We start from the raw sequence: 13,668 nt of genomic DNA on the forward strand, positions 1-13,668 counted from the left end.
ACAGTCGCCCCTGCAGGCGGTGGTGTCGGTGCTCACCACCTTGGGTCCGCCGCTGACGATCGCCACAGCGTTGATGATCTACTTCGGCTGGGCGCGTTCCGATACGCAGGCCCGGGAGATGGGGCTGGACGTCAGCCTGTTCGGCTACACGACGCGCGACTACGTGATGAACAGCATCAGCACGTTGTACCTGCCGCTCCTCGTCCTCGCCGGCCTCGCGCTCGGCGCACTCGCCGTACACCTCCGGGTCGACGCGGCACTCCGCCGTACCGAGGCTCGTCCGGCGCTGCGGAGGGCGGGCCGGATCGCCTTGTTGTCGGGCCTCGGCGCGGTCGCGGCCGCGGTCGTCGCCGCGACGGTGGCCGGCGACACGGTCGACCTGGTCGCGCCGCTGATCGTTGCTGCAGGCACCATTGTCGCGGCGTACGGCGCCCGGCTGCGGACCGCCGCGACCGACAAGTCCGCAGCGGCTCAACGTGGGGCACCGCCCGTCTGGTACCGGGCGTTCCGGCTGCTGCTCGTCGGCGGCGTCGTCACGGCCGCGCTGTTCTGGGCGGTGTCGGACTATGCGACCGCGGTCGGCCGTGGGTACGCGCGTCAGGTGCAGGACAACGTTCGGTACCTCCCGCGAGCCACTGTGTTCAGCAGCACACCACTCGGACTCGAGGCGCCCGGCGTCGTCGAGGAACCGATCGTCGAGGGCGGTAAGACCGTGCACTACCGCACCACCGGCCTGCGTCTGCTGGTGGTTTCGGGCGGACGGGCGTTCCTGCTGCCCAATGGGTGGAGGGCCGGGTCCGGCACGGTCGTGGTACTTCCTGACAACGACGAGATCCGCTGGCAGTTCTCCCGCTGACGGCGGCCTCCTCTACGCTGCGGGCATGCGCGAGATTGTGGTGGTCGGGGTCGGTGCGGGCGATCCGGAGCAGGTGACGATGCAGGCCGTGTCGGCGCTGAACCGGGTCGACGTGTTCTTCGTGCTGGACAAGGGCGAGGTCAAGCAGGAGCTGGTCGACCTGCGGTCGGAGATCCTCCGCCGGTACGCGACGAGCAAGGAGTACCGCGTCGTCGTCGGCCGGGACCCGGAGCGGGACCGCACGACCGCGGCGTACGTCGAGGCGGTCGACGACTGGCGGCGGCGCCGGGCGGACGTCTGCGCGGAGCTGCTCGCGACCGAGCTGGGCGAGGACCAGGTCGGCGCGTTCCTGGTGTGGGGCGACCCGTCGCTGTACGACAGCACGCTGGCGATCCTGGACGACATCCTGGCGCGCGGTGAGCTCGCGTTCTCGGTCGAGGTGATTCCCGGGATCAGCAGCGTGTCGACGCTCGCCGCGCGGCACCGGGTCGGGCTGAACCAGGTCGGCCGGCCGATCCAGATCACCACCGGCCGGCGCCTCGCGAAGGAGTGGCCGGACGGGGTGGACGACGTCGTGGTGATGCTCGACGCGCAGACCGCGTTCACCGAGCACCTCGACCAGGACGCCGACATCTACTGGGGCGCCTACCTCGGCACGCCCGACGAACTCCTCGTCTCGGGTCCGCTCCGCGAGGTCGCACCCGAGATCGAGAAGGTCCGCGCCGAGGCGCGAGACCGCAAGGGCTGGATCATGGACACCTACCTCCTCAGGCGCCACAGCTAGACCAAAGTCTTAGTGGGTTTGGCCGTCGGCACGAAGTGGTGAAGGCGGCTGCCGGCAGAGGGTGCCGGTATGGCGAAGAAGATGTTGGCAATAGTGGCGGCTGCCGGGCTGGCCGCGGCCGGGACGTTGGTGGGCGGCGCTGGGGCCGGCGACGCGGCTGAGCACGTCGTACGGACCGATGCGGGGCGGGTGGCTGCGCGGTCGGTCGGGGACGCGCTGGTGTACGACGGGATCCCGTACGCCGCTCCCCCGACAGGCGCCCTGCGGTGGAAGGCGCCGCAGCCGGTGCAGCCGTGGAGCGGGGTGCGCGAGTCGAAGGTGGGCAGCGTCTGCGCGCAGCAGCCGAATTCCGAGGCGCCGGACGGATCGGTGGCCGAGGACTGCCTGTACCTGAACGTGTCGACGCCAGCCGCCTTCTCCACGAAGCCTCGCGCGGTCGTGGTGTGGATCCCCGGTGGCGGGTTCTTCTCCGGCGCCGGCAGCAGCTACGAGGCGTCGAAGTTCGCCGCGCGGGGCGACGTCGTCGTTGTCACGGTCAACTACCGCCTCGGCATCTTCGGCTTCTTCGGCTACCCGGGTCTGCCCGGCTCCGGCACCTTCGGTCTGCAGGACCAGCAGGCGGCCATGCGCTGGGTGCAGCGCAACGCCCGCGCGTTCGGCGGCGACCCGCGCAACATCACGGTCGCGGGCGAGTCCGCCGGCGGGATGAGCGTGTGCGCGCAGCTGACCTCTCCGACCGCGTCCGGCCTGTTCGCGAAGGCGATCATGCAGAGCGGCTCCTGCGCGTTCAACTGGGCCGACAACAGCCAGTACCCGGGCCAGACCGCAGACTCCCCGTGGGTCCCCGTCAGCCGGACGCAGGCGAACGGCAAGGAGTGGGCCGCGGGCAAGAACTGCACCACGATCGAGTGCCTGCGCGGCTTGAAGGCCGACATCCTGGTCGACGACCTGCTCCAGTTCACGCAGATCGGGTACGGCGGGAGCCCCGTCGTACCGCTCAGCCCGGCGAAGGCCCTGCGCGCGGGGCTCTTCCACCGGGTGCCGATCATCTCCGGGAACAATCACGACGAGGCGAACGGCTGGCTGGCCGCGTTCGGGGACATCAAGGACTATCCGGCGCTGGTGCGGAACATGGTCGGCGCGCAGAAGGCACCAGCGGTACTGCGGCACTACCCGCAGACCAGCTACGAGTCGCCGGCCGCGGCGTGGGGTGCTGTGACGACGGACCGGATCTGGTCGTGCACACAGGTCGCGGCGGACCAGCAGGCGGCGCGCAAGGTACCGGTGTACGCATACGAGTTCGCTGACAAGCACTCTCCGATCGCAGCGCCCGGACTGGGAGCCGCACACGCCATGGAGCTGCCGTACCTGTTCCGGCTCGGCGGATACGACTTCCCGATGTCGGACACGCAACAGAGGCTGTCCAACCAGATGATCGACTACTGGACAGCGTTCGCGCGCACCGGCAACCCGAACGGCCTGGACCGCCCGCAGTGGTCACCGACCGGCGTACGGACCGTCAACGGGCTCTCGCTCGCGCCCACGGACCAGGGCGGCATTAAGCGCGTCAATCTGACGACCGAGCACCAGTGCGGATTCTGGACAGGCCTCTCCACACCCGCAATTTCGGGCGGCCGCCCAGAGTAGCCATGCCGCGGAGCAGGCTGATGGACAGCAGGGCCGCTGCCAGCACGAATCCGGCGGCCGCGAGCCAGGCCGCGCCGTAGCCGTCGCGTAGTGCCAGGAGCTTGTCGGCACCGTCGCTGAGGCGGTTGGAGGTCGTGGACGCGGCCAGCGTGGCCAGTACGGCGGTGCCCACGGCCGCACCGGCTTGCTGTGCGGTGTTGTTGAGGCCTGAGGCCAGCCCTGCGTCGCCGGCGTCCGCGCCGGACATCGCCAGCATGATCGACGCCGGGATGGCAACACCGATACCGGCACCCATCACCGCCAGCACTGGGCCGACGTCGACGACGTACGAGCCGTCGACCGGCGCACGGCTGATCCAGAGCAGCGCCAGCAGGAAGACGACGAGCCCGGCGATCAGCATCCTGCGCGGACCGAAGCGGACAGTCAGTCGCGGCGCCAGTGACAGCGACATCAGTGCGTTCATGATCGGCGCCGGCAGAAAGGCGAGGCCAGTGGTGAGCGAGTCGTAGCCCAGGACGCGCTGCACGTAGAGCGCGGTGGTGAACTGGAAGCCGAAACCGGCCGCGAAGAGCAGGACGACCACGACGTTCGCCACGCTGAGCTGCCGGCGACGGAAGATGCGCAGGGCCAGCAACGGGTGCTTGATGCGCGCTTGCCGCACGACGAACGCGGCCAGCAGGACGAGTGCGGCCCCTGCCTGCAGAAGTGTGCGGGCAAGCGTCGCCTGCGGCTCTGCGGTCTGGACGATCGTGTAGACGGCCAGCGACAGCCCGGACGTCACCAGTACGGCGCCCACGATGTCCGCACCGTTGGCGAGGCCAAGACCAGGTCGGTGAGCCAGCAGCCGTACGGCGAACACCAGTGAGACCACACCGATCGGCACGTTGATCAGAAACGCCCAGTGCCAGCCGATGGTCTGGGTGATCACCCCACCGAAGATGAGCCCGATCGACGCGCCGCTGGCTGCCGTGAAGCTGTAGACGCCCATCGCCCGCGCCTGCTCACCGGGAGCCGGGTACAGGCTCACGATCATGCCGAGGATCACCGCCGAGGCCAGTGCGCCGCCGACCCCCTGCAGGAAGCGTCCGGCGATCAGGACCTCTGCACTCCCCGCCACACCGCACAGCAGCGAGGCCGCGGTGAACAACGCGAGCCCCGCGACGAACACCCGCTTGCTCCCGACCAGATCACCGATCCGCCCGGCCAGCAGGAGCAGACCGGCGAACGCGATCAGGTACGAGTTCATCACCCAGGCCAGCCCGGCCTGCGAGAACCCCAGATCGCCTTGGATCGTGGGCAGCGCCACGGTCACCACGGTCCCGTCGAGGATGATCATCAACTGCATCACGCACAGCACGACCAGGGCCTGGGTCCGTCCCCGCACCCGCCCGGCCAACTTCGCAGACTCCGCAGACTCCACAGCCACAACGCTCTCCTGTCTGATAGCCGACAGGAGAGACCTTAACAGATAGTCCCGTAACAGACGATCTTTTAGTGGATGATCATGCGGTGCGCTGGCGGGAGCGGCGGACGGGCTGGGCGGTCACCGGGGTGGCCAGCGGGCCGTCCACCAAGGTGGTGACGGACTCGACGAAGGTCTTGCGCTGCGCCGCGGTCAGGGCGTCCAGCGCCTCGGCGTGGACGCGGTCGACGATCTGCTGCCCCTCGGCCGCGATCGCGGCGCCGGCCTCGGTGACGGCGATGATCCGGGCGCGCCGGTCGGTCGTGGACGGTTTGCGTTCGGCGTACCCGGCCTTCTCGAGGGCGTCGACGGTGACGACCATCGTGGTCTTGTCCAGGTACGCGAGCTCGGCGATCTGGATCTGCGTGCGTTCGGCCTCCAGCGCGTGCCGCAGGACGCACTGCATCCGCAGCGTCAGGCCGACCTCCGCCAGCGCCGCGGACAACTGGGTCTCCAGGACGTGACCCGCGTGCGTGAGGTATCCGGTGAGGTCGGGGACGGTCCGTGCCGGGAGCTGCGCCATACCCTCGAGATTAGCTCGGATCATCTGGCCGGAGATGATCCCGAGCCGGATCATTCCTCGCGGAAAAGCGACGGCTTGCCCGCCCCCGACCGCGCTGTCGCGAAACCGCGAGCCGTCCGGCACCACGGCCGGTTGCCTGGACCGCATGACTGTTCTGACAACCCGGTCGTCGCCGCGGGCGCTCGAGTGGTTCGGCGTCGGCGCGCTGACGCTCGGGATCTTCGCGATCGTCACCACCGAGATCCTCCCGATCGGCCTACTCACCCCGATCGGCGCCGACTTCGCGCTGACCCCCGGCCGCACGGGCTTGCTGATGACGATGCCCGGCCTGGTCGCGGCGGTCGCCGCGCCGGTCGTCACGCTCGCAACGGCACGGCTGGACCGGCGTCTGATGCTCTGCGCGCTCATGGTCCTGCTGGCCGTCGCCGGCCTGGTCGCCGCCACCGCGCCGGTCTTCTGGCTCGAACTGGCGGCCAGGTTCCTCGTCGGCCTGACCATCGGCGGCTTCTGGTCCATCGGCGCCGGTCTCGCCGGACGGCTCGTCCCGGAGCGATGGGCGGCGCGGGCCACCGCTGTGATCTTCTCCGCGGTCCCCCTCGGCTCGGTGCTCGGCGTGCCGGCGGGAACGTTCCTCGGCGAACTCGCAGGCTGGCGTGCGTCGTTCGCTGCGCTCGGCGTCCTCGCACTGCTGGCTCTGGTCGCACTGCGCACCACGGTGCCGCAACTCCCGCCTCTGCAGGTCACCAAGCCCGCCGTGCTCGCTGCCGCGCTGCGCAGGAGCCGGACCCCGCTGATCGTCACCTCTCTGATCGTCACGGCACATTTCGCGACCTACACCTACGTCACGCCGTTCCTGCGCGATGTCGTGCGTCCGGAGCTCATCGGCCTGTTCCTGCTCGTGTACGGCGCCGCCGGTCTGGTCGGCAATCTCCTCGCCGGGCCGAAGGCACATCGCCGCGGCACCTTCGTCACCTGTGCCGCACTCATCGCCACGGCGACGCTCCTGATGCCGGTGATCGGCCGCAGTACGGCGGGGGCGCTCGTGCTGCTCGTGGTATGGGGACTCGGGTACGGCGGCGTACCGGTCTGCTCGATGAGCATGTTCGCGCAGGCCGCTCCCGAATCGCGGGAAGCGGCGACGGTCTGGTTCACCTCGTCGTTCCAGGCGGTGTTGTCTGTCGGCGCGCTGCTCGGCGGGTTGGTGGTGGATGCGTGGTCGGTCCCGGTGGCGATGACGGCCGGAGGCGTGTGTGCACTCGCGGCGGTCGGGTTCCTGCTGTGGGCCAGAACACACGAGGTTTCGGGGACGTAGCATCACCGCTGTGGCGAGGACAGAAGGCGATCGGTGCCCTGGTGTGCTGGCAGTGCACCAGGCGGCTGACGGCGGACTCGCACGCGTGCGGGTCCCCGGCGGCCGGCTGACGTCCGAGCAGGTCGACGTACTGCGCCTTGCTGCCGCCGAGCTCGGTGACGGCCGGCTGGAGCTGACGTCGCGCGGCAACATCCAGATCCGCGCGCTCCGTGCCGACGGGCCACGGCAGCTGTCGGACCGGCTGTTTGCTGCAGGGCTGCTGCCGTCGATCGCACACGAGCGCGTGCGGAACATCCTGGCGTCGCCGCTGTCCGGTCTGGACCAGCAGTCGAAGTACGACGTGATCCCCGTGGCCGCTGCACTGGATCAGGCACTGTGCGACCGCCCTGCGCTGGCTGACCTGCCGGGACGCTTCTTGTTCGCCCTGGATGACGGGCGTGGTGACTTGGCCGAGCTGCAGGCGGACGTTGCGGTGCGGGCGCTCGACGAGCGGAGTGCGTTGCTGAGTCTCGGGGCTCGCGGTGTGCGTGTGGAGTGGGACCAGGTGCCGGAGCTGATGCTGGCCGCGGCCGAGGCCTTCCTCGAGGTGCGTGACCAGGAATGGCGGATCGCTGAGGTCGTCGGTGGTGCTGAGCGCGTGCTTGAGCGGCTTGGAGTGCAAGCAGACGAGGCCCTGCCTGCAGAGTCGACGCGTGTGACAGCGGGTCGGCATGGTGCCGCGCTGGTGGTCACCGTGCCGTTGGGAAGCCTGACGCAGGAACAGGCCGCGGCACTGGTCCGGTCGGACGATGAGGTCCGCATCACGCCCTGGCGCTCTGTCGTTGTGCCCGCTGCCACTGCAGGGTTGGAGGACGTCGGCCTGATCACCACACCAGACTCGGTCTGGGAAGGTGTCACAGCCTGCGCAGGCCGGCCCGGGTGCGCGAAGTCGCTGGCCGATGTCCGAGCGGACGCCGCCCGGCTGGTCCCCGAGATGCGAAGGGACGGCCGGCGGGTGCACTGGTCGGGCTGCGAGCGGCGGTGCGGGAAGCCGAGCGGTGCGTACGTGGATGTTCAAGCTGTCGGTGACGGTTATCTGGTGGACGGGAAACGGGTGTGAGTTACGAGTACGAGCGGGACGGCGCGGAGATCTACCGGCGGTCGTTCGCGACGATCCGGGCCGAGGCTGCGCTGGACGGGCTGCCGGCCGATGTGGCGCAGGTCGCCGTACGGATGATTCACGCGTGCGGCATGACGGACCTGGTCGCCGACATCGCCTGGTCGGCGAACGTGGTGAAGAACGCCCGGGCCGCGCTGCAGAACGGTGCGCCGATCCTGTGCGACGCGCGGATGGTCGCGGCCGGCATCACCCGGCGGCGGCTCCCGGCGGACAACGAGGTGATCTGCACGCTGCAGCACCCGCGCACCGTGGACCTCGCGCACCAGCTCGGTACGACGCGCAGCGCCGCCGCCGTCGACCTGTGGCTGGACCGGCTCGACGGCGCAGTTGTTGCTATCGGCAACGCACCGACGACGCTCTTCCGGCTGCTGGAGGTGATCGCGGCCGGCGGTCCGCGGCCGGCCGCGGTGCTGGGGATCCCGGTCGGCTTCATCGGTGCGGCCGAGTCCAAGGACGCGCTGGCCGCGAACGAGCTCGGGCTCGAGTACCTCGTGGTGCGCGGCCGTCGGGGCGGCAGCGCGATCACCGCGGCGGCCGTCAACGCGATCGCGAGTGAGGTCGAATGAGCGGGCGACTGTGGGGTGTCGGGCTGGGGCCCGGCGATTCCGAGCTGGTGACCGTGAAGGCGGCCCGGTTGATCGGGGCCGCGGACGTGATCGCGTTCCACAGCGCGCGGCACGGGCGGAGCATCGCGCGGACGGTCGCCGCGCCGTACCTGACGCCGGGGCAGATCGAGGAGCATCTCGTCTACCCGCTCACCACGGAGACGACCGACCACCCAGGTGGCTACCAGGGCGCGATGGACGACTTCTACGCCGACTGCGCCGCCCGGCTCGCCGCGCACCTGGACGCGGGCCGCGACGTCGTCGTCCTCGCAGAAGGCGACCCGCTGTTCTACGGCTCCTACATGCACATGCACAAACGGCTCGCGGACCGCTACCCGTGCGAGGTCGTCCCCGGTGTGACCTCGGTCAGCGCCGCGGCCGCCGTCCTCGGACGCCCGCTCTGTGAACGCGACGAGATCCTCACCGTGCTGCCTGGCACGTTGCCGCCGGACGTCCTGGCGGACCGCCTGCGTTCCACCGACGCGGCGGCCGTGATGAAGCTCGGGCGCACCTTCGCAGGAGTCCGGGAGGCGTTCGAGCTCGCCGGACGCGCCGACGAGGCCTGGTACGTCGAACGCGCGACCACCGATGCGCAGCGCACAGCGCCGCTCAACGAGGTCGACCCCGACGAGGTGCCGTACTTCTCCCTCGCGCTCCTCCCGAGCCCGATCAACAACACCTTCGCTCCCCCGGTCACGAAGACCGCCGCCGAAGGCTCAGTCACGGTTGTCGGCCTGGGACCGGCCGGCCCGGACTGGATGACACCAGAGGTCCGGGCCGCGATCGCGGGTGCGGACGACGTGATCGGCTACACGACGTACGTCGACCGGCTGCCGGACCGCGCGCGGCAGCGCAAGCACGGCTCGGACAACCGTGTCGAGTCCGAGCGGGCCGCCTTCGCGCTCGACCTGGCCCGCAAGGGCTCCACGGTCGTCGTGGTGTCGTCCGGCGACCCGGGCGTCTTCGCCATGGCCAGTGCGGTCACCGAAGTCGCCGCGGAGCCGGAGTACGCCGACATCGCCGTACAGGTGCTGCCTGGCATGACCGCCGCGCAAGCGGTCGCCAGCCGGGTCGGAGCGCCGCTGGGACACGACTACTGCGTGCTGTCGCTGTCGGACCGGCTCAAGCCGTGGGACGTGATCGCTCAGCGCCTCAGCGCCGCGGCCCAGGCCGACCTGGCGATCGCGATCTACAACCCCGCCTCCAAGACCCGCAAGTGGCAGGTGGCAGCGACCCGCGAGCTGCTGCTCGAGCACCGTTCCCCCGGTACGCCGGTGGTGGTCGGTCGCGATGTCGGCGGTCCGGAGGAGACGATCACCGTCACGACGCTGGCGGAGCTCGACCCCGAAACGGTTGACATGCGGTGCCTGCTCCTGATCGGCTCGTCACAGACGCGTACCGTGCCCCGCCCGGCCGGCTCCCTGGTCTTTACTCCGCGCCGATACCCCGCGACAGCGAGTGACAGCGCACCAGGAGTCGGTTAAATCCGCACTCCGGCCGTGTCAGGCGCGGTGCGGGCGGGTAGGGACCGCCCCGAAGCCGACCTGTGAGGAGCCCGCGGAGATGAGTCAGCAGTACCCCGGCGACACCGCCACGATCGCTACACCCGCCGGCGACGCCAGCACCCAGAAGTACGAGGAGGCCCGTGCGGCCGCGAGCCGGGCGATGAGCACGATCTCGGTCACCCCGGACCCGCCGTTGCGGACGCCGCCGGCCCTGCCCGGGGAGGATGAGGTCGATGCGGACCTGCTGTCGTACCGCGGGTTCAAGTTCGGTGCGGCGTTCTTCGGCTGGCTGATCGCCGTCTCGATGTCGGTGCTGCTGATGGCCGCCGTGGCGGGAGCCGCGCTCGGTACCGCCGAGGTCCTGGACTACACCACGAGCGACGCGAAGGCCCAGCCCGGCGCGGCCTCGATCACGGCGGCCGGGGTGACGTTGTTCATGCTGACACTGGCGTTCTACATCGGCGGCTACGTCGCCGGCCGGCTGGCCCGCTTCGACGGCGGACGGCAGGGCTTCGGTGTCTGGTTGATCGCCGTGGTCGTGGGAGCGCTCGCGGGCGGCGCAGGGTGGCTGCTCGACAACCAGTACGGCCTGACCGACGAGATCAACCGGCCGGACGTCGCGATCGCCGGCAACACGCTCCTGCTCGGCAGCATCGCCGCCACGGCAGCGGTCCTGGTCCTCACGCTGCTGGCCGCCATCGTCGGCGGTAAGTCCGGGCGTCGCTACCACGACCGCATCGACCAACTACTCTGAGCTGTCGCTGCTGGTTTCACCCCGGGGTACTGGGGTGACACACGGGGCTTGTCCGGTGAGGAGAAGCTGACATGACTCAGCAGTATGACGAAGACACCCGCGTCGATCGGCTCGGACCGTCCGAGGCGTACGTCGACGACCGGCCCACAGTGGCCGATCCCGAGCGCGACGACGGAGTTCTGGAGCCCACGCGCCGCGGTTCGGCCGGTGGCTCGGCGTTCTACGGCTGGCTGGTCGCGATCGGCATGATCGCGCTGCTGACCGGGATCGTCGGCGCGGTCGCGGCCGCCGTCGACTACGCGCTCACGATCGACTGGAACGCGGCCCAGGGCAGCGCCGGCACGGCCGGCACCATCGGGATCGCGTCCGTCGTGGTCCTACTGGTCGTCCTGGCGATCGCCTACTACGCCGGCGGATCCGTCGCCGGCCGGCTCGCCCGCGCCCACGGCGCCCTGCACGGCTTCGGCGTCTGGCTGATCGGCATCGTGGTGACCGCGATCGTCGCCGGGCTCGCCGCGCTGGCCGGCTCGGAGTACGACGTCCTGAACCGGATGGATCTGCCGTCGCTGCCGATCGCCGACACGACGCTGACGACCGGCGGTCTGGTCGCGGTCGCGGCGGCCGTCCTGATCACGCTGGTCGCGGCTGTCGCCGGCGGCGTCGCCGGGAAGCGGCGTACCGACTGACGGTCGGCCCCGGGCGGCGGATAGCAGCTATCCGCCGTCCGGGTCATGTTCGCCGCCGGGAAGACGTGAGTCGCGCCGGGCGTTGGTGCTGATGTGCTCGAGGTAGCGGTGATCGGTGCGGGACAGGCCGGGCTGTCGGCTGCGTACCACCTGGTCCGGATGGGATTCACGCCGTACGACGAGGTCCTCGTCCTGGACCGCAACAGCGACCCCGGCGGCGCCTGGCAGCACCGGTGGGACTCGCTGACCATGCACGACGTGCACGGGATCGCGAACCTGCCCGGCGTACCGGTGCCGTCGAGTGCGGGCGCGGAGCAGGCCAACGAGTTCGTCCCGGCGTACTTCGCGGACTACGAGAAGCAGTTCGACCTGCCGGTACTGCGGCCTGTGGCCGTGGAGAGCGTCCGGCCGGCGGCGGACGGGTTCGAGTTGGAGACGTCCAACGGCAGTTACCACGCGGGCTCGATCGTGAACGCGACCGGGACGTGGGACCGGCCCTTCATCCCCTGGTATCCGGGCATCGAGACGTTCGAGGGGCGCCAACTGCACACGGCCGACTACCGCGGCGCGGCTGAGCTGGCCGGTCAGCATGTCCTGGTTGTCGGCGGCGGGGCGTCTGCCGTCCAGTTGCTTGCGGAGATCTCCGAGGTGGCCACGACCACATGGGTGACGCGTCGGCCGCCGGAGTGGCGCACGGGCCAGGACTTCACGCCGGAGTACGGGCGTCAGGTCGTGGCTCGCGTCGAGGAGCGGGTCCGGGCCGGCCTGCCGCCGCGCAGCGTCGTCAGTGTGACAGGGCTGCATCTGAGGCCCCAGGAGCAGGCGGCCGCGGACCGTGGCGTCTACACCCGCCTGCCGATGTTCTCGCGGATCACGAAGGACGGCGTGGAGTGGGCGTCCGGCGATCATCTGCAGGTCGACACGATCCTGTGGGCGACCGGCTTCCGGGCCGACCTCGCGCACCTGGCACCGCTGCACCTGCGCGAGCCGTCCGGCGGCATCCGTATGAACGGCACCGCCACGGTCATCGACCCGCGGATCCAGCTGGTCGGCTACGGCCCGTCGGCCAGCACCATCGGCGCCAACCGTGCCGGCTTCACGGCTGCCCGCGCGCTGCGCGACCTCCTCAAACCTGTGGCTGCATAACGGGTTCCGGCTCCTGCACGACGACCGGCACGAACAACCCGGCCACCAGGAACACAGCTGCCGTCAGCAACCACCCCGGCCAGCCCCAGGACACCGCAACCGTCGTGATGAGAAGCGGCGCCACCAAGTCGCCGATCTGGTGCCCCATGGCGTAGGCGCCTTGGTACTGCCCTTGGGCGCCGGGCGGGGCCAGCTCGAAGCTGATGCCCCAGCCGCCCGCCGACTGCAGCATCTCCCCCAGGACATGCGCGAGCGCCGCAGCGACCAGCAGACCGATCGTCACCGCGCCGGAGGTCGCATCGCTCAGTGCCAGGACCAGACAGGTGACCGCCAGCAGTAGACCGGCGCGCCGACCGGCCCGGGCTGCGCCGCTGAGACGCTCCGTGCCACGGGAGATCCGGACCTGCAACAGGATCACGGCCGCCGAGTTGAGCACCAGCAGCACCGAGATGATCCACCGTGGCGCATCCGTAGCGGTCGCGACCCACAGCGGGATACCGACCTGCGCGAGCGCACCATGCATGCTCAGCACGCCGTCGAGCCCGACGAACACCAGGAACCGCCGGTCCCGTACCGCTGTCAGCCCGGACGGCCCCGACGCGGACGGCACCGGTGGAACGGCCGGCATCCCGAAGCGCACCAGCCCGGCTGTCACGAGGTACGTCGCCGCGTTCGCCAGCAGCGCCACGACGTACACCTCACGCCGGTCGACCGCGAGCACCACTCCGGCGGCTGCCATACCGACGGCCATGCCGATGTTCGTGACCACCCGGAGGATCGCCCGCGTGCGCACCCGCTGATCGGCCGGTGCGACTCCGGCGATCAACGCGCCCTTCGCGCCACGCTGCCCCGAGTCCGCGATCGCGGTCACCGCCGCCACGGCGACGTACCAGCCGAACGACCGCACCTGGGTCAGTGCGGTCATCGTGATCGCCTGGAGCAGCAGGAACCCGACGTACGCCCGGTTGGGTCCGAGCCGGTCCGCCACGACGCCGAGCGGCGTGCTCGCGACCAGACCGACCAGCGCGGCCACAGTCAGTCCCACACCGACGTGAGCGACCGACAGACCGACAGCGCGGGTCAGATAGAGCGCCCCGACCGCTGCGTAGACACCGTTCCCGAGCGTGTTGACCAGAGTGGCAGCGATCAGCCGACGGACCGCGGGCGAAAAGGATGAGGTCACAGCAGCTCATCCAACATTCCATTGCCCGGCCGCGGCGGTGGACTGC

General features: G+C 70.4%; 13 protein-coding genes. 10 read left to right on the forward strand and 3 right to left on the reverse strand.

All coding sequences use genetic code 11. The features are described 5' to 3' along the window. The first annotated feature begins 28 nt into the window (after positions 1-28). From AB0L64_RS29925 to AB0L64_RS29935, 3 genes are all read left to right on the forward strand, one after another. Positions 29-856 (forward strand): hypothetical protein, encoded by an 828-nt coding sequence (locus AB0L64_RS29925; protein WP_363715399.1) that lies wholly within the window; start codon positions 29-31, stop codon positions 854-856. 25 nt (positions 857-881) lie between these two features. Further along, positions 882-1,640 (forward strand): precorrin-6A synthase (deacetylating), encoded by a 759-nt coding sequence (gene cobF, locus AB0L64_RS29930; RefSeq protein ID WP_363715401.1) that lies wholly within the window; start codon positions 882-884, stop codon positions 1,638-1,640. A gap of 69 nt (positions 1,641-1,709) precedes the next feature. Then, positions 1,710-3,287 (forward strand): carboxylesterase family protein, encoded by a 1,578-nt coding sequence (locus tag AB0L64_RS29935; RefSeq protein ID WP_363715403.1) that lies wholly within the window; start codon positions 1,710-1,712, stop codon positions 3,285-3,287. Here the strand turns inward: AB0L64_RS29935 and AB0L64_RS29940 are convergent. Then, a complete protein-coding gene (locus AB0L64_RS29940; RefSeq protein WP_363715405.1) occupies positions 3,208-4,713 on the reverse strand; it encodes an MFS transporter in 1,506 nt (501 codons plus the stop codon). The two genes, AB0L64_RS29935 and AB0L64_RS29940, sit on opposite strands and share 80 nt — an antisense overlap. A 76-nt stretch (positions 4,714-4,789) precedes the next feature. Then, a complete protein-coding gene (locus AB0L64_RS29945) occupies positions 4,790-5,272 on the reverse strand; it encodes a MarR family transcriptional regulator (protein WP_359929891.1) in 483 nt (160 codons plus the stop codon). A 145-nt stretch (positions 5,273-5,417) separates the two neighbouring features. Between AB0L64_RS29945 and AB0L64_RS29950 the strand changes: the two genes are divergently transcribed. From AB0L64_RS29950 to AB0L64_RS29980, 7 genes are all read left to right on the forward strand, one after another. Beyond that, positions 5,418-6,584: an MFS transporter gene (locus AB0L64_RS29950; RefSeq protein ID WP_363715408.1), complete on the forward strand. Its 1,167-nt coding sequence runs from the start codon at positions 5,418-5,420 to the stop codon at positions 6,582-6,584. A 10-nt stretch (positions 6,585-6,594) separates the two neighbouring features. Further along, the gene (locus AB0L64_RS29955) at positions 6,595-7,683 is read left to right on the forward strand and encodes a precorrin-3B synthase (RefSeq protein WP_363715410.1); all 1,089 of its coding nucleotides are present in this window, start codon (positions 6,595-6,597) and stop codon (positions 7,681-7,683) included. After that, the gene (locus AB0L64_RS29960) at positions 7,680-8,309 is read left to right on the forward strand and encodes a precorrin-8X methylmutase (protein ID WP_363715412.1); all 630 of its coding nucleotides are present in this window, start codon (positions 7,680-7,682) and stop codon (positions 8,307-8,309) included. Before AB0L64_RS29955 ends, AB0L64_RS29960 begins: the two co-directional genes overlap by 4 nt. Further along, positions 8,306-9,832: a precorrin-3B C(17)-methyltransferase gene (cobJ, locus tag AB0L64_RS29965; RefSeq protein ID WP_363715414.1), complete on the forward strand. Its 1,527-nt coding sequence runs from the start codon at positions 8,306-8,308 to the stop codon at positions 9,830-9,832. The genes AB0L64_RS29960 and cobJ overlap by 4 nt, the downstream gene beginning before the upstream one ends. 79 nt (positions 9,833-9,911) lie before the next feature. After that, a complete protein-coding gene (locus tag AB0L64_RS29970; RefSeq protein WP_363715416.1) occupies positions 9,912-10,607 on the forward strand; it encodes a hypothetical protein in 696 nt (231 codons plus the stop codon). 71 nt (positions 10,608-10,678) lie between these two features. Next, positions 10,679-11,293: a hypothetical protein gene (locus AB0L64_RS29975; protein WP_363715418.1), complete on the forward strand. Its 615-nt coding sequence runs from the start codon at positions 10,679-10,681 to the stop codon at positions 11,291-11,293. Between the two features lie 93 nt (positions 11,294-11,386). Further along, complete coding sequence (locus AB0L64_RS29980; protein WP_363715420.1) at positions 11,387-12,439, forward strand: FAD-dependent oxidoreductase; 1,053 nt, start codon at positions 11,387-11,389, stop codon at positions 12,437-12,439. On the opposite strand, the gene AB0L64_RS29985 is transcribed toward AB0L64_RS29980, so the two are convergent. Next, entirely contained in the window at positions 12,420-13,622 is a 1,203-nt protein-coding gene (locus AB0L64_RS29985; protein ID WP_363715422.1) for an MFS transporter, read from the reverse strand. The two genes, AB0L64_RS29980 and AB0L64_RS29985, sit on opposite strands and share 20 nt — an antisense overlap. Positions 13,623-13,668: the final 46 nt, after the last annotated feature.

Source organism: Kribbella sp. NPDC051936 (assembly GCF_040680955.1).
Classification (GTDB): Bacteria; Actinomycetota; Actinomycetes; order Propionibacteriales; family Kribbellaceae; genus Kribbella.

Bases quoted from the DNA above. Each gene is read 5' to 3' on its own strand.
- cobF (WP_363715401.1), top strand. From the start codon at position 882: ATGCGCGAGATTGTGGTGGTCGGGGTCGGTGCGGGCGATCCGGAGCAG.
- AB0L64_RS29935 (WP_363715403.1), top strand. From the start codon at position 1,710: ATGGCGAAGAAGATGTTGGCAATAGTGGCGGCTGCCGGGCTGGCCGCG.
- AB0L64_RS29945 (WP_359929891.1), bottom strand. From the start codon at position 5,272: ATGGCGCAGCTCCCGGCACGGACCGTCCCCGACCTCACCGGATACCTC.
- AB0L64_RS29950 (WP_363715408.1), top strand. From the start codon at position 5,418: ATGACTGTTCTGACAACCCGGTCGTCGCCGCGGGCGCTCGAGTGGTTC.
- cobJ (WP_363715414.1), top strand. From the start codon at position 8,306: ATGAGCGGGCGACTGTGGGGTGTCGGGCTGGGGCCCGGCGATTCCGAG.
- AB0L64_RS29970 (WP_363715416.1), top strand. From the start codon at position 9,912: ATGAGTCAGCAGTACCCCGGCGACACCGCCACGATCGCTACACCCGCC.
- AB0L64_RS29975 (WP_363715418.1), top strand. From the start codon at position 10,679: ATGACTCAGCAGTATGACGAAGACACCCGCGTCGATCGGCTCGGACCG.